The organism is Rhizobium sp. BK491 (assembly GCF_014194925.1).
Taxonomy (GTDB): domain Bacteria; phylum Pseudomonadota; class Alphaproteobacteria; order Rhizobiales; family Rhizobiaceae; genus Rhizobium.
Genome location: NZ_JACIAR010000004.1, coordinates 35238 through 53952, shown reverse-complemented (window position 1 = coordinate 53952; position 18715 = coordinate 35238). Strand labels below are relative to the sequence as shown.

The following is an 18715-nucleotide window of genomic DNA, read 5'->3' as shown; positions in this document are numbered from 1 at the left end:
TTGTTGCTGATATTAGCGCGCTCGCAGGCGCCGCACGGCATGGTCGCCTGCGAACTGCACCAAACAGACCATGGCAATGAGCACAGCAATGACAACCGCCATGACGGTGGTATCGAAGCGCTGATAACCATAGCGGATCGCCATATCTCCGAGACCGCCGGCGCCCACCGCGCCTGCCATGGCCGAGGCGCCGATCATGCTGACGATAGTGATGGTAAAGCCGCCGACGATGCCCGGAAGTGCTTCAGGCAGGAGCACATGGCGCACGATGTGCCAGCGTCGGCAGCCGATCGCCTGGGCAGCTTCGATCAACCCGCCGTCGACCTCGCGGAGGCTGACTTCGGCAATGCGCGCAAAAAACGGCGTAGCGCTGATGGAAAGCGGCACGACGGCGGCCCACACACCAATCGTCGTTCCGGTGAGCCATCGCGTCAATGGCAACAACGCCACCAGGAGAACGATGAACGGCGTGGCCCGAAAGCCGTTGATGATTGCGGCGAGAATGCCATGCAATCGCGGCGCATGGATGAGGCCGCAAGACGCCGAAAGCACCAGGAAGACGGCAAGAGGAATGCCGGCGATAAATGCGATGAGAGCAGAAGCACCGACCATCGCAATCGTATCAAGAAACGCCTGCCACAGGCGTTCATACATCATGGTCGACATAACCCAATACCCTGACTTGATGAGCAAGATCGGCAAATTGCGAGGGGACCGTCGGATTGCCCCCCGTCCGGCGTACTGCAATCAACAGCCGGCCGTGAACGCGACCCTCAATGCGGTCGAGCGAGCTCTGCAGCAACCGCACGGAAGCGCCGGTCGCGCTGGCTATTCTAGAAAGGTCGGGTTCCAAGCCACCCTCACCAGTATAGACCAGTTCCCAGATAGCCTGCGAATGCTCGTTGCGCGGCGAAGATCGCAGATGCCTGGCTATATCCTCCGGGATTTCGCGGTTGAGGGGTCGCAAGAGCGCCTGCGTGGCAGAATGCTGCGGATTGCCGAAAATGCGCCAGACCGGCCCGGCTTCGGCAATCTCACCTTGATCGAGAACAAGCACGTGGTCGCAGATCTCACGGATGACGCTCATTTCATGGGTGATGAGAATGATGGTCAGCTTGAGACGGCGATTGATATCCTTGAGTAGGCCCAGGATGGAAAGCGTCGTCTCCGGGTCGAGCGCCGATGTCGCCTCATCGCAAAGGAGGATTTCCGGCCTATGAACAAGTGCGCGCGCAATGCCCACGCGTTGCTTCTGACCACCAGAGAGACGCGAGGGATAGGTGCTCTCCTTGCCCTCCAAACCCACCAGCGACAGGACTTCGGCCACTCTTTCTTCGATCTGCCGGCGCGGCACGCCTGCAACGATCAATGGCAAAGCGACATTGCCCCAGACAGTCTTGGCTGAGAGAAGATTGAAGTGCTGGAAAATCATGCCGATGCGTCGTCGCAATGCGACCAGCGCATCCTCATCGAGCACCGCAATGTCTTGTCCGTCGACCAGGACCTTTCCGCCGGTCGGCTTTTCCAGGCGGTTTATGGTCCGCAGCAAGCTGGATTTTCCGGCCCCGCTTCGCCCGATGATACCGTAGATCGCACCCGCCGGCACATCGAGGCTGATGTTCTTGAGGGCATGGACCGGACCAGCCGCCGACGAATAAATCTTCTCGACACCGTCAAAAGCTACCGACCCTATCGGAGAGCCTGACAGCGGCTGACCGACAGCGGCGTGCTGCAAGGTGCCGCCGCTCGCCGCCGTCTTATGTTCCGGATCCTGCCTTATCCGCTCGATCAATTCAGCCATGGGAGCGTATAAAGCTTCTGATCATTGGCGAATGCTTTGCTGATTGCTGCCCGTACGGCCGGCGAATTCTGATAAAGCGCCACGAGCTCCTTAATCCCGGCATCATCTACCTTTTGCTTTTGTACTGCAAAAATGATCGCAAATTGCTTGTCGTCCACACCGGAATAGATAAGGCCCGAGCTCGGATCGAAGGCTTTGGATGCGACGATGAAGTGCGGATAGCCCTGGGCCAGGTCGACATCACCGGTCACGCGCGCAAGCTGCGGGCCCTCGACCTCGTTGAAGGTCAGCTTCTTGGGATTGTCGACGATATCGTCGAGCGTGCCCTTGAAGCCCACGCCATCCCTGAGCTTGATAAGCCCAGCCTTTTGCAGCAGGAGCAGCCCACGACCTTGATTGACGGGATCATTGGCGATCGCAACCTTTCCGTTTTGCGGCACATCGGCAAAATTCTTGTACTTCAAAGAATAGATGCCGATATTGGCGAGAACGCCGATGCCTGCGCTGACAAACTCATAGCCCCGTTCTTTGATCGCATTGTTCAGGAATGGCTGGTGCTGGAAATAGTTGACATCGATATCGCCGGACTGAAGCGCGATGTTTGGCGTCGTCCAGTCGCTGAATTCGACAACCTGAATATCCAAGCCCTTGGCCTTTGCCTCGGGGATCACCGCCTCGATGGAGTCGGCATAAACGCCCGGCACAACGCCCACTTTGATTGTCTCGGCCTGTGCAACCCCCGTCGCTGCAAGTAGAATTGCGGAAAAAAGACCTGCAATATGAATTTTCATGTCATCCTCTCGGTTCAATGACACGAAAGATAAAGACCACAAATTTTATAGGCAAAGACGAAAATACCCGCCAACGAGCCTATTTGGAATATTTTTTCCCCAGTCCGTCCGATTTGCCATGATGTCTCTCAAAACCGCTTAGGCAAAAGCCGCAATCCTTCCTCTGCGCCCTATTGCATCGGGAGCGGGAAAAGGTGGGCTAGCCTGTCGGCTTCGGCAAGCCGGACGATATCACCTCCCGGCTTCGCGATCGCTTCTGGCCATGATGGATGAGACGTTTCCGCATCGACGATAACGTGCTCGCCGTTATGTCCTGTGACTATGGGTGGCGGTCACCTAGACCCCAAATCGCTAACGATGTTCGACAAAAGCAACGCTGGCATCGCTGACGATGGCGACATGCGAATAGGCCGCCTGTCTGGCCGCCTGAGCGTCTGCGCGCATGATTGCGGTAACGATGATGTCGTGCTCATCGAAGGACTTGGCAAGGCGTCCGGGAAGGCGGAATTGTGCGCGACGGAAGGGGGCAAGCCGGGCGCGCGTTTGCGTCACAAGCTCGAGGATATGGTCGTTATGCGCGCCGCGATAGAGCTGGTTGTGAAACTCGACATTGTATGTGGCATAATCTTCCTCGGCGCCGGCACGCACCAGCCGGGCGGAAGCATGATGTTGGCGCTCGAGGGTGCGACGTTCATCGACGGTCATTCGTTCCGCCGATAAGCGCGCGCAAATGGCTTCAAGCTCCGCCATTGCCTCAAACATCGAATGCAGATAGGCACCACTAACATTCGTCACAACAGCACTGCGGTTCGGTTCGCGGCCGACAAGCCCCATCGCGCCAAGTTCGCGTAAGGCTTCGCGAACCGGGGTCCGCGATACCTCGAAGCGGGCCGCCAGCGTTATTTCGTCAAGCTTCTCGCCCGGCAGGAGCGCTCCCGTCACAATCATATCGGCCACAGCCCGCACCATCTGTTCGACGGTCGTTCCTGGCCTCACAACTTCCCTACGCTTGATCTGCTTCACAGAAATAGGCGAATCCTCAACATCTTGCATACAGATGTATGCACGAACGAACCAAAGTCAATTGTCAATTTAATTAGTTGTTTTTCAATGATATTTTTTAAAAGAAAATCTCTGTCGAATTGGTCGTTGCGGCGCTCCTCGCAAAATGAAGATTAAAAAAAGTGCATTGCTTATTTCAGGGCATTATTTCAATAGAATCTGCATACACTTTTTGCGGTCAAGATTTCTATTAGAATTTAATACAATGATATCATCTACTTAATATCTGGCATGATGATTGCATACACTTTCATGTGATCCTTTTTACGAACCGGGCGCCAGCCCCAAGGAGCATTCCCATGACCAGACTCCTTCACATGACTCGCCGCAACTTTCTCCAGGCTTCGGCTGCAGGTGCAGTCACCAGTGTGGCGCCGGGCCTTCTGTCATCTCGCGCCTACGCCCAAACCGCCCTCACCGTCGGCTTCATCTATGTCGGCCCAAAAGATGATTATGGCTACAACCAGGCCCATGCCGAAGGCGCTGCCGTGGTCAAGGCGCTTCCTGGCGTCACCGTAGTCGAAGAGGAAAACGTCCCTGAAACCGTCGACGTTCAAAAGACGATGGAATCGATGATCAATCTTGACGGTGCCACGCTGATCTTCCCGACGTCATTCGGTTATTTCGATCCGCATATGCTGGCCATGGCCGCCAAATATCCCAACATCCAGTTCCGCCACTGCGGCGGTCTCTGGCAGGCCGACGAGAACCCGGTCAATACCGGCTCCTATTTCGGTTACATTTTCCAGGGTCAATATCTGAACGGCGTGACCGCCGGTTATGCCACGAAGAGTAAGAAGATCGGCTTTGTTGCAGCCAAGCCGATCCCGCAGGTTTTGCAAAACATCAACGCCTTTCTGCTCGGTGCGCGCTCCGTCGATCCGGCCATCACCTGCCAGGTGATCTTCACGGGCGAATGGTCACTGGCTGTCAAGGAGGCCGAAGCGACCAACGCGCTGATCGACCAGGGGGCGGATGTCATCACCTGCCATGTCGACAGCCCGAAGGTTGTCGTCGAAACCGCCGCCGGCCGCGGTGCCTTTGTCTGTGGCTATCACGCCAACCAGAGCCCCCTTGCACCGGCGAAGTATCTGACTGGCGCGGAGTGGGCCTGGGGGAATGTGTACTCCGATTTCGTCAAGAAGGCGCAGGCCGGCGGAAAGCTCGGCAATTTCGTTCGCGGCGGTCTGAAGGACGGCTTCGTCAAGATGAGCCCGCTCGGCCCCGGCGTTTCGGATGAATCCCGCAAGAAATTCGAGGCGACGCTTGCCGAGATGATGGCGGGAAAATTCTCGGTCTTCAAAGGCCCGATCAAGGACAACAAGGGCAATGTCGTCATCACCGCGGACAAGAGCTTCGCCGAGGACGCAATCGAACTCGAAAGCATGAACTATCTCGTCGAAGGCGTTGTCGGCTCCACGGCCTGATTATCGAGGGAGAACCGTCATGACGGTTGAAGTCAACGAGCCCGTATTGTCGATCGTTCAGCAAAGGCGGGCGCAGCTGCGCCCGGCCCTCGAATGGCTCGCGCGACGGGCCGAGCCTGTGGTGATCACGCTTGGCGCAATCCTGGTCGGCCTCGCACTGTTCTCCCTCTTCATCCTGGCCGTCGGCAAATCGCCGGCCGACCTCTTTCGCTTCATGTATGCCGGCGGCTTCGGCAGCTGGTTTTCCATCCAGAACAGCTTGAGCCGCGCCTCCCCCCTGCTACTCACTGCGCTTTGCGTTGCGCTGCCGGCAAGACTCGGTCTCGTCATCATCGGTGGCGAAGGCGCCGTCGTCCTCGGCGGTGTGGCGGCCGCAGCGATCACATTGCCGATCATCGGCCTGTTGCCGCCGATCATCGTTCTTGTCCTCATGGCGCTTGCCGCCATGACGATCGGCGGCATTTGGATCGGTCTTGCCGGCTTCCTTCGCCATTATCGCGGCGTCAACGAAACCATCTCCTCACTGCTGCTCGCCTATATAGCCATCGCCTTGATGAACCAGTTCGTCGAAGGACCGCTGCGCGATCCGGCAAGCCTCAACAAGCCCTCCACCAAGCCACTACCACACGACTATATGCTCGGCAATATTCCAGGCATGGACGTGCATTGGGGCCTCGTCATCGGCATTATCGCCTGTGTTTTCTCGTGGATATTGCTCGAGATGACCAGTTACGGCTTCGCCGCTCGCATCGCGGGCGGCAATGTTCGAGCCGCGCAGATTCAGGGCTTGCCCGTGGGGCGGCTAATTGCCGGTTTCACGGCAATTGCCGGCAGCTTCGCCGGCCTTGCCGGCATGATCGAGGTCGCCGCGGTCCAGGGCAGTGCCAATGCTTCGCTTGCCGCCGGCTATGGTTATACCGGCATCCTTGTCGCTTTCCTGGCGCGTCACAATCCGCTTGCGATCATCCCGGTCGCCATCCTTCTCGGCGGCATCGACGCATCCGGCGGCCTGATCCAGCGCCGCATGGGCCTGCCCGACGCGACCGTCCTCGTGCTGCAGGGCACGCTCTTCGTCGTCATCCTTTTTGGCGAAACCTTCTACGGCCGCTTCAAGATCTTCAATCCCGACCTCTGGAAAAGGAGCGCATGATGGACGATACCGCTATCGGTCTCTGGGGCGTGCCCCTTGCCATTCTGGCCGGCGCGATCCGCGTCTCGACGCCCTTCATCTTCGTCAGCCTCGGCGAGACGATCACCGAGCGTTCCGGCCGCATCAATCTCGGCCTTGAAGGCACGCTCGTATTCGGCGCCATGACGGCCTACGCGGTCGCCGTGATGAGCGGTTCGGCCTGGCTCGGCGTGCTCGGCGCGATGGCAACCGGGGCGATCTTCGGCGCTGTACACGGCTGGATCTGCAAATGGCCGAAGGTCAACGACATCGCCATCGGCATCGCCATGATGCAATTCGGCCTCGGCCTCGCTTTCTTTCTCGGCAAGTCCTTCATCCAGCCTGTCGCGCCGCACCTGCCGGCGATCCCCTTCGGTTTCTGGTCAAACCTGCAGCCGGTACAGGCAGCGTTGAACATAAACATCCTTTTTATTCTCGGTGCAGCTCTCGCCCTTGTCCTCTGGTGGGCATTCAGGAACACCAGGATTGGCCTCATGCTGCGCGTCGTGGGCGACAGTACGGACGCGGCGCGCGCCATGGGCATCGACCCCGATCGTGTCCGGCTTCTGGCAACCGCTGTCGGCGGTTCGCTGGCTGCGATCGGCGGCGCCTATCTATCGCTCTACTATCCAGGCTCCTGGAATGAGCGCATCTCCTCTGGACAGGGCCTGATGGCCGTGGCGCTGGTGATCTTTGCGCGCTGGAACCCGATCGGCTGCTTCGTTGCCGCACTTCTCTTCGGCGGTGCCGGCGCGCTTGGCCCAGCTTTGCAATCCGTCGGCGTGACGCAGGGATATTATCTCTTCTACGCCGCTCCGTACGTGCTGACGCTCGTCATCATGATCATCACCTCCTCGCCCACCCGTGCGCTTAGCGGCGCTCCTGGCGCGCTTTCGCTCACCAAATAGGAAGATCAGCCATGAACAGTCTCGCAGCCGCAGCCATAGGGCAGAAACTGAGCTATATCGATGCCGATCCCTATAAGTGGCCCTATAATGGAGCCCTCGGACCGGACAACACAGCGCTCATCATTATCGACATGCAGACGGATTTCTGCGGGCCTGGCGGCTATGTCGATCACATGGGCTATGATCTATCGCTGGTACGCGCGCCGATCGAGCCGATCAAACGGGTTTTGGCCGCCATGCGCGCCAAGGGCTATCATATCATTCATACCCGCGAGGGTCATCGCCCCGATCTTGCCGACCTGCCTGCCAATAAGCGCTGGCGCTCGCAGCGCATCAATGCGGGCATCGGCGACCCCGGCCCCTGTGGCCGCATCCTCGTGCGCGGCGAGCCCGGCTGGGACATCATCGAGGAACTGAAACCGATAGACGGCGAGACGATCATCGACAAACCCGGCAAGGGTTCCTTCTGTGCCACAGATCTGGAGCTGATCCTGAACCAGAAGCGCATCGAGAACATCATTCTCACCGGCATCACGACCGACGTCTGCGTTCACACCACCATGCGCGAGGCGAATGATCGCGGCTTTGAGTGCCTGTTGCTCGAAGATTGCTGTGGCGCGACCGATTACGGAAATCACCTTGCCGCCATCAAGATGGTGAAGATGCAGGGCGGCGTCTTCGGCTCGGTTTCCAATTCCAAGGCCTTGATCGAGGCATTGCCCTGATGCCTTCACTACGCGCCCATGTCTATCGTGTCTCTGCGCAAGGACCGGACGATACCTCCGGGGTCGAAGCGCTTTTTGCCGACGGCCTGGCGGCCAAGAATGTCGTAGCGATACTCGGCAAGACCGAGGGCAATGGCTGCGTTAACGATTTCAGCCGCGGCTATGCTACCCGCAGCTTCGAAACGCTCTTTCGACAGCACGGCGCCGATGACGTCTCGCTCGTCATGTCCGGGGGGACGGAGGGGGCACTCTCGCCGCACTGGACGGTGTTTACGCGAGAAGTGGTCGATGCGCCGGCCGAACGCGCGCTGGCGATCGGGGTTGCGCGTACGCCTTCGCTGCCAGCCCAACATCTCGGACGGCGCAAACAGGTTCTGCTTGTGGCTGAAGCTGTGCGTGTGGCGATGCGTGACGCCGGCATCTACGACCCAAGCGATGTCCATTTCGTCCAGATCAAATGCCCGCTCCTCACGCTCAGCCGCATCAGCGCGGCTGAAGCCGAGGGAAAGACACTCGCCACCCGCGACACATTGAAATCGATGGGCCTGTCGCGCGGCGCATCGGCGCTCGGCGTGGCGGTCGCGCTCGGCGAGGTTGACGAAAGAGCGCTCCGCGACACCGACATCTGTTACAGCCATGAACTCTTCTCGCGCCGCGCCTCTGCCTCGGCCGGCGTTGAATTGACGGATCACGAAATCATCGTGCTCGGCATGAGCGATCGATGGTCGGGGCCGCTGGCGATCGACCATGCGGTAATGCGTGATGCCGTCGATGTAGCCGCGGTGCGCGAGGCATACGAACGCCTGCCGGCCAACAGCCGCCTCGCTGCCGTTCTCGCCAAGGCCGAACCGGATCCGACCGGAAAGATTCGTGGCAAGCGCCATACGATGCTGGACGATTCCGATATCTCAGGCACGCGCCATGCGCGCGCCTTCGTTGGCGGCGTGCTCGCTGGCTTCTTCGGCATCACGGATCTCTACGTCTCCGGCGGCGCCGAACATCAAGGGCCTCCCGGCGGTGGTCCTGTCGCCATCATTGTCGAAAAGGAGCATTGAGGTGAGCATAATTCGCGATACCCCTCTTCCACAGGCCGGCAAGGCGGTCGGCATCGAAACGCTCGACATGACCATGCGTTTTGGCAGCTTCACAGCACTCGACCACGTATCCGTAAGTATTCCTGCAGGTACCTTCCACGCGCTGCTCGGTGAAAATGGCGCGGGGAAATCGACGCTCGTCAAGTGCATCATGGGCTTCTATCACCAGACCTCAGGTTCCCTGTCTGTCGACGGTCGCGAGGTGGCGGTCGCCTCCCCGAAGGACGCAGCTACTTATGGTCTCGGTATGGTTTACCAGCATTTTACGTTGGTGCCGTCGCTCACAGGTGCGGAAAATCTCGTCATCAGCCGCACCGAAGTACCCGCTATCGTCAACTGGGCCAAAGAACGTAAGGCGCTTGCCGCCTTCATGGAGCGGATGCCCTTCAAGATCCCGCTCGACCGGCGGGTCAGCGAGCTTGCCGCCGGCGAAAAGCAGAAGCTCGAAATCGTCAAGCAGCTTTATCTTGGCCGCAACTTCCTCGTACTTGACGAACCAACCTCGGTGCTGACGCCGGCGGAGGCAGATGAGATGCTCGGCCTGGTGAGGGGCATGACCGAACGCGGCGAGCTGACCGTTTTGATGATCAGCCACAAATTTCATGAGGTGACGAAATTCGCCGACGCGGTCTCGATCCTGCGACGTGGCAAGCTTGTCGGCGGCGGCAAGGTAGGCGAACTCTCAACGGCGGATATGGCGGCGATGATGATCGGCGACATCAAACTCGCTGAACTCGATACTCGCATTCCCGTCGCAGATACAGCAAAACCGGTGTTGCAAGTCGAACGGGTCAAGGCTCCGGACCGTTCCGGCCTGAAGACGATCGAGATCGACAAGCTGACGGTGCGTTCCGGCGAGATTGTCGGCATCGCTGGTATTTCCGGCAATGGCCAGAAAGAACTCACGGAAATTCTCGCCGGGCAGCGGCCGACCGAGACTGGAGCGATCAGCGTCAACGGCGAGATCTACGGTGCAACGCGGCCCGAAACACGAAAGAACAACGTCCGCTTCATTCCGGAAGAGCCCCTGCAAAATGCCTGTGCGCCGCGCATGACCGTCAGCGAAAATCTCGCCTTCCGCACCTTCGACCTGACGGAGACCGGCACTGACGCGATCTGGCTAAACAGGGGCCGGATGAAGAAGCGGGCGACATCGCTGATTTCCGACTTCAAGGTGAAGACAGCATCATCCTCTTCGCCGATCGCGGCCCTTTCTGGCGGCAATGTTCAGCGTGCCGTGTTGGCGCGGGAGCTGACGGGCGACGTTGATCTGTTGATCGTCTCCAATCCCTGCTTCGGCCTCGATTTTTCTGCCGTCGCCGAAATCCGCGCCCGTATCATGCGTGCCCGCAACGCCGGGGCGGCCGTGCTGCTTTTGTCGGAGGATCTCGACGAACTTCTGGAAATGTCGGATCGCATCATGGTGATCTCCGAAGGCAGGCTCGTCTACGAAACACCGGCGCGGACCGCCGATGTCTCGGTGATTGGCGCTCACATGGCGGGACATCACTGATGACCGACGTCAAGGCTCAACCGTTCCCTTTCCCGCTGCGACGCGAGACCGTGGCATTGATCGTCATCGACATGCAGCGTGATTTTGCCGAGCCCGGCGGCTTCGGCGCCAGCCTCGGCAATGATGTCAGCCGCATCACGAGGATCATCCCCGATGTGAAGCGGCTGATCGCGGGTTTCCGTTCAGCCGGCCTGCCGGTGATCCATACGATGGAATGCCACAGACCTGACCTTTCCGACCTGCCGCCCGCCAAGCGCGACCGCGGCAATCCTTCGCTCAGGATCGGTGACAAGGGACCGATGGGCCGCATCCTGATTGCCGGCGAGCCTGGCACGGCAATTCTTCCCGAGCTCGCACCCATCGATGGCGAGATCGTCATCGAAAAACCCGGCAAGGGCGCCTTCTACGCCACCGGACTCGGCGACATCCTGAAGCGTAAGGGTATCAAGCAGCTTGTCTTTGCCGGTGTCACCACTGAAGTCTGCGTCCAGACCACCATGCGCGAGGCCAACGACCGCGGCTATGAATGCCTCCTCGCCGAAGAGGCAACCGAAAGCTATTTCCCCGAATTCAAGTCTACCGCCATCGCAATGATCCAAGCACAGGGCGCTATCGTCGGCTGGACGGCGCATATCGATGACATTCTGGAGGCCATCAACCATGCCTGAAACGACTCGCGAACTGTTGACGGCGGGTGGCTGGAAAGAACTGGAATTCGGTCCCTTCCGACCTGACGTGACGATCCACTGGATCCGTCCCTTCGAAGGCGACCAGCCCGGCGTGGCACTGCTGAAATACGAGGCCGGAGCCTCGGTGCCGCGCCATCGCCACGAAGGGCTCGAAACCATCCTGGTGCTTGAGGGCACCCAATCCGACGAGGCCGGCGACTACGGCAGGGGCAGCTATGTGGTGAATGCTGCCGGCACCGAACATTCAGTCTGGAGTGACACCGGTTGCGTCGTGCTCATCCAATGGGACCGGCCCGTCAAAATACTCGAAGAGAAAACAACATGAGAGCGGGACCAGCTTTCGACATCGCCTCCCTACACGCAGCCTACCAGAACGGTCTGACGACCGCCGACATGATCGGCACGGTGTTTGCGCGCATTGCTGAGGTGAACGATCCCGGCATCTTCATCCATCTTGTCGACATAGGGGATCTGCTCGTCGAAGCTGAAGCGCTAGGCGCCTTCGACCCGGCGACAAAACCGCTTTGGGGCATTCCCTTTGCCGTAAAGGACAATATCGACGTCGCCGGCATGCCGACGACCGCTTCGTGCCCCGACTACGCCTATATGCCCGACACAGATGCCACCGTTGTTCGCCTGCTGAAAGAAGCCGGTGCTCTGGTAATCGGTAAGACGAATCTCGATCAATTCGCAACTGGCCTCGTCGGTGTCCGCACTCCGTATCCCGTTCCGCGCAACGCCATGGATGCCGATTTGGTGCCAGGCGGATCGAGCTCCGGTTCAGCCGTGGCGACGGCGCAGGGTATCGTCAGCTTCGCGCTTGGCACTGATACTGCCGGATCGGGTCGCATTCCAGCCGGCCTCAACAATATCGTCGGCATGAAACCCAGCCTCGGCGCATTGTCGACAAGCGGCGTTATTCCCGCCTGCCGCACGCTGGATTGTGTTTCAATCTTCGCGCTGACGGTCGACGACGCCTGGCGGGTATTCGAGGCTGCCGCATGTCACGATGCCAAGGACGCCTATTCGAAAACCATTCCGGCCAATGGGTTTATGCAAGCACCGCCGGTCCTGACCATCGGCGTGCCGGCGAAGGCCGACCGGTTGTTCTTCGGTGACGCCGTCATGGAGGCTGCCTATGACGAGGCCTTGCTTATGTTGACGAAACTGGGCCATCGCTTGGTGGAAGTACCATTTGGCGATTTCTACAGGGTGGCAAACCTGCTTTATGAAGGCGCCTGGGTGGCGGAGCGCTATGCGGCGGTCAAGGATTTCTTCGACGCCAAGGAGGCGAGCTTCCATCCCGTCACCCGCGGGATCTATGGCGGCGCCAAGCAGCTTTCGGCCGCGGACGCCTTCAAGGGTCTCTATGCGCTGCAGGCCTTGAAACAGAAGGTTGCTCAGCTGATCGCCTCGGTTGATCTCTTTTGTGTACCGACGGCGCCGACACATTACACACATGCCGACCTCGAGGCCGAACCGATCCGTGAAAATTCGCGTCTCGGCACTTACACCAACTTCGTCAATCTGCTCGACATGTGCGGCATCGCCGTGCCAGCGGGCATACGCAGCGACGGTCGTCCAGCCAGCGTGACCCTGCTGACATCGTCGGGACGCGACGGCCTCACGGCTTCGCTTGCCCGTGACATTCACGCAAGCAGCGGCTTGGCGCTCGGCGCAACCGGATGGCTGCAGCCGAAGCCGAACGATACGATCAGCGTTGACGAAGCCGGGCTGATCGATATCGCGGTGGTCGGCGCCCATCTCTCCGGCATGCCGCTGAACGCACAACTCCTTGCCCTCGACAGCCGCTTTCTGCGGAAAGCACGAACATCGGATTGCTATCGGCTTTACGTCTTGCCGGGGCAGAAGCCGGCAAAGCCGGGACTTATCCGTGTTCCACAGGCGACCGGCGGTCAAATCGATGTCGAAATCTGGCAAATGACCCCGGCCGCGTTTGGCCAATTCGTTGCGGCCATCCCCTCACCTCTCAGCATCGGCACCCTTTTTTTATCGGATGGCACGTCGACCAAGGGATTTCTGGTCGAAGCCACCGCCATCGCCGACGCGACGGATATCACGCATTATGGCGGATGGCGCACCTATGTCGCTGCGACGGCGTAAGGCTTCAAAGAAGCGCCGATAATGCGCCACCGCACATCTAAAGAAGTTCCTGCAAATCCATTTTTCAGATGAAGATTAGGAAACGGATTGGAACCCGCGACCTCGGTCATTCGACGCCTTCAGTGACGGTTCACGGTCGCTCCAAAAACGGTCTCTCTTAAAAATGCGAATGCTACCTATTGACGATAGGAGTATATGCTCTTATTTTCGCCTTTATAGGAGCATATGCCCCTATGTAAAGAACAGGAGCGAGATTATGAGTGAAGCTGAGGTACTTGTAAGCGGAGCAACCGGACGGACCGGCGGTGCCGCAATCGATGAATTACTTAAGATGGGCAAGTCGGTGCGCGCCTATGTGCGTTCGGACGATGAGCGAGCAACCGCCCTCAGGCAGCGGGGAGTGGATATCGCTGTCGGAGATTTCACCGACATCGATGACATCCGCGCTGCCATGGAAGGCGTCCGATCGGCCTATTTCCTGCATCCGATTGCGCCAGGCATCATCGGCGCCGCGGCCTATTTCGCACAGGCCGCAAAGGAAGCGGGCGTCACAGCAATCGTCAACATGTCGCAGATATCGGCGCGCCGCGAATCGGCGAGCCACGCGGCGCAGGACCATTGGATTTCCGAGCGGGTCTTCGACTGGTCCGGCGTGCCAACGACCCATCTTCGTCCCACCTTCTTCGCCGATTGGCTCGTTTATCCGCATTTCGCAAAGGAGATATGGGCGACGAAAAAGATCGAGTTTCCCTTTGCCAACGGTCGTCACGCACCGATCGCGACCGATGATCAGGGGCGGGTGATTGCGCATCTTTTGGCAAATCCGCGGGGGCATGAGGGCAAGATTTATCCCCTCCATGGACCGATCGAGATGAACCATACCGAGATCGCCGCCGCCATGAGCGAAGTGCTCGGCGCACAGATCGACTATGCGCCGACTTCGATCGACGTGTTCAAGGACAAGATGGAAAATCTCTACAAGTTTCCGCCTTTCCTCGTGCAGCACCTGGTCGAAGTCGCCCAGAACTATCGTGATGGCATCTTTGCGGGCACGAACGATGCTGTTGAGAAAATCACCGGAACGCCAGCACTCTCGGTCCAGCAATTCATCACCAACAATCGTGCCGCCTTTGCGTGAGCACCGTCGAGGTAAGGAGCTTGAACAATGTCGAATATTCAAGGCGAGCGTCACCCGTTTCTGGACGACCTGACTGCGGACGCGGAGCTGACAAGCTCCGTGCTGCGAGGTCCCGTCATCGGACGCGACGAGATCAAGCTGGCCGTCAACACAGTCGGGACCTTCTACGCTTCGCAGGATCCCACGTTTCTCGAGACTGTCGGTGCGCGCCTCTTTCTTGAATACGAGGCGGTTCTGACAAGCGGGGAAAGGCTGAACGCCACCGTCGTCGTCGATCACAACTCTGATGGTTCGGTACCACGCGTCAGCGTGCGGATGAGCCCGCTTGGTGCTGTGTTATCTCTTGCCGCCAATCTTCGCGAGGCACTGTCCGGCCGGTTGCCGGAAGACCTTTTTCTTTAAACCGAACGCCCACGGGCAGGTATCGATATCGGATGCCCTGATCTGTGGCTTTAGAGAGGTAATTTGTCATGGATATCACCAACGCCACCGTCTTCATTACCGGAGCTAATCGCGGCCTGGGCCTCGCCTTCGCACGCGAAGCCCGTCGTCGCGGAGCAAAGAAAGTCTATGCAGGCATGCGCAATACGAACAGCTTCGACGAGCCGGACATCATTCCCGTCCGGATCGATGTCACGGATAAAGCATCAATCGCTGCGGCAGCGGAATTGGCGACGGATACCGATCTGCTGATCAACAACGCGGGCATCGCTGCACTTATCGACGGGCCTCTGGCAAACGATGTCGAAGAGCAGTCGCAACGTCTGTTCGATACCAACTATTATGGCGTCGTCCGCGTCACGCAGGCCTTCGAGCCGATCCTGTCGGCCAAGCCGCGTGCTGCCATCATCAACGTGCTATCCGATATCGTGTGGTTTCCGCGGCCTATTTTGACACCCTATGCTGCATCAAAGGCGGCGGCATGGAGCTTCACGAACCAGCTTCGCTTTCACCTTCAGGATCGTAACATCCAGGTTCTCGGTCTGCATGTGGGTTTCGTGGATACCGACCTGACCAATGGCATCGATGTGCCAAAAGCCAGCCCGGGAGATGTGGTGCGCCAAACCTATGAAGCGCTCGCCGCCGGCAAGAGCGAGGTCATGGCTGACCAGGGAACGGTACTGCTGAAGAGCACGCTCGCTGCCGAGGTACCCGGTTATATCACGCCGCCGGCAGGATTGTTCTAAGCGCCAAAATGGTGGAGAAACCGCCAAGCCGCAGGCTATGTGATGCGGAGGCCTTGGCCTTTGCGCCATATAGCCTGCGGACAATAAGCAGGATTCGAAAGGAAAGCGACATGTTGTCAGCGAACCAACCGCTTGGAATCGATCAATGCAATTGCTCCGCCATGAGAAAGGCGAGCCGACAGATCACGCGGTTCTACGATGCCCATCTTGAACCCGTCGGGCTGCGTATCACGCAGTTCCTGACCCTGGCGGCTCTCGACGAAGCTGACGGTGCCACCGTCAACGCTCTCGCGGAACGGCTCGATATCGAGCGGACGGCGATGGGAAAGATGGTTGGCTTTCTGGAACGCGACGGTTTCGTCACGATCAAGCCATCACCCACGGACGGTCGAGTTCGTATCATTGAACTCACGGACCAAGGCCGACGCCTGCACGAGAGAGCGGCTCCTCTCTGGCGGGATGCGCAGCAAGAATTCGAGCGACTAAATGGTACCACCCAGGTTGCAACGCTCCGGCACAGCCTGAAAGAGATCGTTGTCGGCTACTTGCCGGCCGTCTCTTCCGAAGACTGAGCCTTCGGAAGAGACGGCCGATGACGGACCAATCAAATGGACGACCGCCAGCCGGAGCGGGAAAAAGGCTGGGGTTAGGCTGTGAGGTCGAGCTTTGCCTGTTTGAGACGACCGTATGGCACTACACGCCATCCACCGAGATGTCGATGAGGTGTGCACCATGGGCGTAGAACTCGACGTGTGCGGCGTTGTCGAGGGCCATCTGATCGCCGCAGACGGGACTCCAGTTGGCGGGATAGAAGGCCAAGATCACAGGAGCGCCGCGAAGGTCTTCCAGAGCGACGGTCTGGTCTCGATAGTCTCACAGTCGTGGCGCTAACACTCAGTTGACCAAATCGCGGAAGATCCCAATTAAGCGCAAAGCGACGAAATTACCGGTCTCCCTTAGGTTGCAGTAACGAGAGATGCTGGTGAAGCATATTTGTCGAAAGCGTTGGTGATACGACATTGCGGCATCTCAGTCTTCGCCCGGTTCATCTTCCGTGATCTTTTTCAACAGGAACAGTAGCGCAACCCGTTCGGCAGGGTTAAGCCGTCCCATCGTCTTTTCGCTGATGATATGCGCGTTCGGATACATGGAGCGCAGGACTGCTTCACCCTTCGCCAGCAGCGAGATGATAACCTTGCGGCCATCGGCAGCGTCCTTGGAGAGATTGATGAGACCACGCGCCTTGAGGCGCTCCACGATGCCGCGAATAGTTGCCTGATCGACCGAGGTTGCCTTCACCAACTCGGCCTGCGAACTCGGGCCACGGTCGTGGAGCGTACAAAGGGTGACAAACTGCACGGAGGTCAGGTCGGGATCGCTAGCATTTTCCTGGAAAATCGCAAGATGCCGCTGATAGGCCTTGCGCAACAGATGTCCCACCTGCTCGGTCACCTGATAGCCCGCCCGCGGGTCCGCTTCTCCGAAGTCGCTATTTTCTGCCATGCTCGCGTCGTCCGCTCCTATTGACGCTTCTAATCCTCCAAAATCCAACAAATCGCAAGCGGGCCGAAGCGCAGCGTGACCTGGAGGAGAGGCGGACGAGCAATCGCTTCCTGAGAGAATCCCCGTGAACGGCATAGGGCCGACCACGGGGCTGCTACTCTATTCGAGAGCCATGTTTCTGGATTCAGCATTGATGAAGGCTACGCTGGCTGCCGCAAGCAACAGAAGACCGGAGATGACACCGAGCGCCAGACCAAAATTCGAGGTCATGACCGGCGCGACAATCGACGGCGCCAGAAGCCCCCCGAAACGCGCGACGGACCCGGACAAGCCCATACCGCTGGCGCGAAGCGTGGTCGGATAGATTTCCGGCGTGAAGGCGTAGATCGCGCCCCAGGTGCCGAGCAGCGCAAAGCTGAGCAGCAGCGTTGCGGTGATGACGATCTCGACCGACTGGCCCAGCCCATAACCCAATGTGCCGATGGCGCTCAGGATCAGGAAACCGATCAGGGTCGGCTTGCGCCCCCATTTCTCGACGCCGTAGGCTGCCAGCGCATAGCCCGGAAGCTGGGCGATCGCCAGCACGAGGAGGAACAACTGACCGCGCATGAAGCCGAAGCCTTCTCCTGCCAGCCGCACCGGCAGGTAGACAAACACGCCATAGTAGGAAACCGAGATCAGCATCCACGCCAGCATCAGGAAGATGGTCCGACGCCGAAGCTCCGGCGACAGCAGCGCGGCAATCGACTTGCGCTGTGGCGCCTGTGGCGTCAGCGGTGCGATCTCGACGACGTTGCCGTTGGTGGCGGCGACGCGCTGAAGAACCTTGCGTGCCTCTTCCGATTTTCCCTGTTGGCTGAGATAGAGTGGTGACTCCGGCACATAAAAGCGCAGGAAAACACCGACAAGCGCCGGCAGACCGGTCACGAAGAAGATCGTGCGCCAGGGCTCTCCGCCCTGCGAACCGGCGACCAGTGCGAGAAGCGCCAGTGCCACAGTTCCCACAGCCCAGAAGCCTTCGAGCAGCACGAGCCAGCGACCGCGTCGGTCTGACGGAAGAAACTCGGCCATCATGGCGTAGTCAACCGGAAGCGTTCCACCCACACCGAGACCTGTCAGGAAGCGCGCGACGAGCAACCAGTGCAGATCAGGAGCAAAGGCCGATGCCACACCACAGATCGCATCGAGAATGATTGCGATGAACAACACCGGCCGACGGCCGATCCGGTCGGCAAGGCGACCAAAAGTGAACGCGCCGACGAGCATGCCGAGAAAGAAAAACGTACCGGTCTGGAGCGCCTGTGGAACGGTGATGCCGAAGCTTGCAGCGATTGAAGGTGCGGTGAAGCCGATTGCCAACACCTGCATGGCATCGGCGGCCCAGACAAGCCCGAAAATGATGAACAGACGCTTCTGGAAGCTGCCGACGCCGGCCGCCCTAAGACCCTGTTCCACGGTGATTGGAGTTTGCATGTTACCCCTCGTTCCTTTTTATTTGAGATTACAGTCGAAGCGGTGATCTTCGCCACCTTGGCGCCAGTGAATTGACGCACGAACTCATCCGTTCCGGTCGCGCGACGGGAAC

At 59.0% G+C, this 18715-nt stretch carries 19 protein-coding genes and 1 pseudogene; 13 read left to right on the top strand and 7 right to left on the bottom strand.

The features are described from left to right. Window positions 1-12: 12 nt before the first annotated feature. The 4 genes from FHX05_RS18610 to FHX05_RS18595 all read right to left on the bottom strand — a co-directional run bounded on the left by FHX05_RS18610 (window position 13) and on the right by FHX05_RS18595 (window position 3615). Entirely contained in the window at window positions 13-666 is a 654-nt protein-coding gene (locus FHX05_RS18610; protein WP_183873668.1) for a methionine ABC transporter permease, read from the bottom strand. Next, a complete protein-coding gene (locus FHX05_RS18605; RefSeq protein ID WP_183873666.1) occupies window positions 647-1801 on the bottom strand; it encodes an ATP-binding cassette domain-containing protein in 1155 nt (384 codons plus the stop codon). The genes FHX05_RS18610 and FHX05_RS18605 overlap by 20 nt, the downstream gene beginning before the upstream one ends. Then, a complete protein-coding gene (locus FHX05_RS18600) occupies window positions 1789-2592 on the bottom strand; it encodes a MetQ/NlpA family ABC transporter substrate-binding protein (RefSeq protein WP_183873664.1) in 804 nt (267 codons plus the stop codon). The genes FHX05_RS18605 and FHX05_RS18600 overlap by 13 nt, the downstream gene beginning before the upstream one ends. 351 nt (window positions 2593-2943) lie before the next feature. Further along, a complete protein-coding gene (locus FHX05_RS18595; RefSeq protein WP_015343694.1) occupies window positions 2944-3615 on the bottom strand; it encodes a GntR family transcriptional regulator in 672 nt (223 codons plus the stop codon). Window positions 3616-3953: 338 nt separating this feature from the next. Between FHX05_RS18595 and FHX05_RS18590 the strand changes: the two genes are divergently transcribed. From FHX05_RS18590 to FHX05_RS18530, 13 genes are all read left to right on the top strand, one after another. Beyond that, window positions 3954-5081 (top strand): BMP family ABC transporter substrate-binding protein, encoded by a 1128-nt coding sequence (locus FHX05_RS18590; protein WP_183873663.1) that lies wholly within the window; start codon window positions 3954-3956, stop codon window positions 5079-5081. 19 nt (window positions 5082-5100) lie between these two features. Then, window positions 5101-6231, top strand: a complete 1131-nt coding sequence (locus tag FHX05_RS18585; protein WP_183873662.1) for an ABC transporter permease — start codon at window positions 5101-5103, stop codon at window positions 6229-6231. After that, window positions 6231-7157 carry an ABC transporter permease gene (locus FHX05_RS18580; RefSeq protein ID WP_112398939.1) on the top strand — a complete coding sequence of 309 codons (927 nt, stop codon included), beginning with the start codon at window positions 6231-6233 and terminating at the stop codon, window positions 7155-7157. The genes FHX05_RS18585 and FHX05_RS18580 overlap by 1 nt, the downstream gene beginning before the upstream one ends. Before the next feature lie 11 nt (window positions 7158-7168). Then, window positions 7169-7882 (top strand): isochorismatase family cysteine hydrolase, encoded by a 714-nt coding sequence (locus tag FHX05_RS18575; RefSeq protein WP_183711199.1) that lies wholly within the window; start codon window positions 7169-7171, stop codon window positions 7880-7882. Beyond that, window positions 7882-8937 carry a ring-opening amidohydrolase gene (locus FHX05_RS18570; protein WP_183873660.1) on the top strand — a complete coding sequence of 352 codons (1056 nt, stop codon included), beginning with the start codon at window positions 7882-7884 and terminating at the stop codon, window positions 8935-8937. The genes FHX05_RS18575 and FHX05_RS18570 overlap by 1 nt, the downstream gene beginning before the upstream one ends. A gap of 1 nt (window position 8938) precedes the next feature. Further along, complete coding sequence (locus tag FHX05_RS18565; RefSeq protein ID WP_183873658.1) at window positions 8939-10489, top strand: ABC transporter ATP-binding protein; 1551 nt, start codon at window positions 8939-8941, stop codon at window positions 10487-10489. Continuing rightward, window positions 10489-11157, top strand: coding sequence for a cysteine hydrolase (locus tag FHX05_RS18560; RefSeq protein ID WP_183873656.1), 669 nt, complete (start codon window positions 10489-10491; stop codon window positions 11155-11157). The genes FHX05_RS18565 and FHX05_RS18560 overlap by 1 nt, the downstream gene beginning before the upstream one ends. Further along, window positions 11150-11503: a cupin domain-containing protein gene (locus FHX05_RS18555; RefSeq protein ID WP_112410222.1), complete on the top strand. Its 354-nt coding sequence runs from the start codon at window positions 11150-11152 to the stop codon at window positions 11501-11503. The genes FHX05_RS18560 and FHX05_RS18555 overlap by 8 nt, the downstream gene beginning before the upstream one ends. Further along, window positions 11500-13302, top strand: a complete 1803-nt coding sequence (gene atzF / locus FHX05_RS18550) for an allophanate hydrolase (RefSeq protein ID WP_183873654.1) — start codon at window positions 11500-11502, stop codon at window positions 13300-13302. The genes FHX05_RS18555 and atzF overlap by 4 nt, the downstream gene beginning before the upstream one ends. Before the next feature lie 256 nt (window positions 13303-13558). Continuing rightward, entirely contained in the window at window positions 13559-14440 is an 882-nt protein-coding gene (locus tag FHX05_RS18545) for an NmrA family NAD(P)-binding protein (RefSeq protein WP_183711187.1), read from the top strand. A 27-nt stretch (window positions 14441-14467) separates the two neighbouring features. Beyond that, a complete protein-coding gene (locus tag FHX05_RS18540) occupies window positions 14468-14842 on the top strand; it encodes a hypothetical protein (RefSeq protein WP_183873652.1) in 375 nt (124 codons plus the stop codon). 68 nt (window positions 14843-14910) lie between these two features. Then, a complete protein-coding gene (locus FHX05_RS18535; protein ID WP_183873650.1) occupies window positions 14911-15627 on the top strand; it encodes an SDR family oxidoreductase in 717 nt (238 codons plus the stop codon). A 110-nt stretch (window positions 15628-15737) separates the two neighbouring features. After that, entirely contained in the window at window positions 15738-16199 is a 462-nt protein-coding gene (locus FHX05_RS18530) for a MarR family winged helix-turn-helix transcriptional regulator (RefSeq protein WP_183873648.1), read from the top strand. Window positions 16200-16320: 121 nt separating this feature from the next. Here the strand turns inward: FHX05_RS18530 and FHX05_RS18525 are convergent. The 3 genes and pseudogenes from FHX05_RS18525 to FHX05_RS18515 all read right to left on the bottom strand — a co-directional run. Beyond that, window positions 16321-16479: pseudogene (locus FHX05_RS18525) on the bottom strand (redoxin domain-containing protein); the annotation flags it as partial. A 177-nt stretch (window positions 16480-16656) separates the two neighbouring features. Beyond that, window positions 16657-17130 (bottom strand): MarR family transcriptional regulator, encoded by a 474-nt coding sequence (locus FHX05_RS18520; RefSeq protein ID WP_183873646.1) that lies wholly within the window; start codon window positions 17128-17130, stop codon window positions 16657-16659. 159 nt (window positions 17131-17289) lie between these two features. Continuing rightward, window positions 17290-18603 (bottom strand): MFS transporter, encoded by a 1314-nt coding sequence (locus FHX05_RS18515; protein ID WP_183873644.1) that lies wholly within the window; start codon window positions 18601-18603, stop codon window positions 17290-17292. Window positions 18604-18715: the final 112 nt, after the last annotated feature.

Bases quoted from the DNA above. Each gene is read 5' to 3' on its own strand.
- FHX05_RS18610 (WP_183873668.1), bottom strand. From the start codon at position 666: ATGTCGACCATGATGTATGAACGCCTGTGGCAGGCGTTTCTTGATACG.
- FHX05_RS18605 (WP_183873666.1), bottom strand. From the start codon at position 1,801: ATGGCTGAATTGATCGAGCGGATAAGGCAGGATCCGGAACATAAGACG.
- FHX05_RS18600 (WP_183873664.1), bottom strand. From the start codon at position 2,592: ATGAAAATTCATATTGCAGGTCTTTTTTCCGCAATTCTACTTGCAGCG.
- FHX05_RS18590 (WP_183873663.1), top strand. From the start codon at position 3,954: ATGACCAGACTCCTTCACATGACTCGCCGCAACTTTCTCCAGGCTTCG.
- FHX05_RS18585 (WP_183873662.1), top strand. From the start codon at position 5,101: ATGACGGTTGAAGTCAACGAGCCCGTATTGTCGATCGTTCAGCAAAGG.
- FHX05_RS18580 (WP_112398939.1), top strand. From the start codon at position 6,231: ATGGACGATACCGCTATCGGTCTCTGGGGCGTGCCCCTTGCCATTCTG.
- FHX05_RS18575 (WP_183711199.1), top strand. From the start codon at position 7,169: ATGAACAGTCTCGCAGCCGCAGCCATAGGGCAGAAACTGAGCTATATC.
- FHX05_RS18570 (WP_183873660.1), top strand. From the start codon at position 7,882: ATGCCTTCACTACGCGCCCATGTCTATCGTGTCTCTGCGCAAGGACCG.
- FHX05_RS18560 (WP_183873656.1), top strand. From the start codon at position 10,489: ATGACCGACGTCAAGGCTCAACCGTTCCCTTTCCCGCTGCGACGCGAG.
- FHX05_RS18555 (WP_112410222.1), top strand. From the start codon at position 11,150: ATGCCTGAAACGACTCGCGAACTGTTGACGGCGGGTGGCTGGAAAGAA.
- atzF (WP_183873654.1), top strand. From the start codon at position 11,500: ATGAGAGCGGGACCAGCTTTCGACATCGCCTCCCTACACGCAGCCTAC.
- FHX05_RS18545 (WP_183711187.1), top strand. From the start codon at position 13,559: ATGAGTGAAGCTGAGGTACTTGTAAGCGGAGCAACCGGACGGACCGGC.
- FHX05_RS18540 (WP_183873652.1), top strand. From the start codon at position 14,468: ATGTCGAATATTCAAGGCGAGCGTCACCCGTTTCTGGACGACCTGACT.
- FHX05_RS18535 (WP_183873650.1), top strand. From the start codon at position 14,911: ATGGATATCACCAACGCCACCGTCTTCATTACCGGAGCTAATCGCGGC.
- FHX05_RS18530 (WP_183873648.1), top strand. From the start codon at position 15,738: ATGTTGTCAGCGAACCAACCGCTTGGAATCGATCAATGCAATTGCTCC.
- FHX05_RS18520 (WP_183873646.1), bottom strand. From the start codon at position 17,130: ATGGCAGAAAATAGCGACTTCGGAGAAGCGGACCCGCGGGCGGGCTAT.
- FHX05_RS18515 (WP_183873644.1), bottom strand. From the start codon at position 18,603: ATGCAAACTCCAATCACCGTGGAACAGGGTCTTAGGGCGGCCGGCGTC.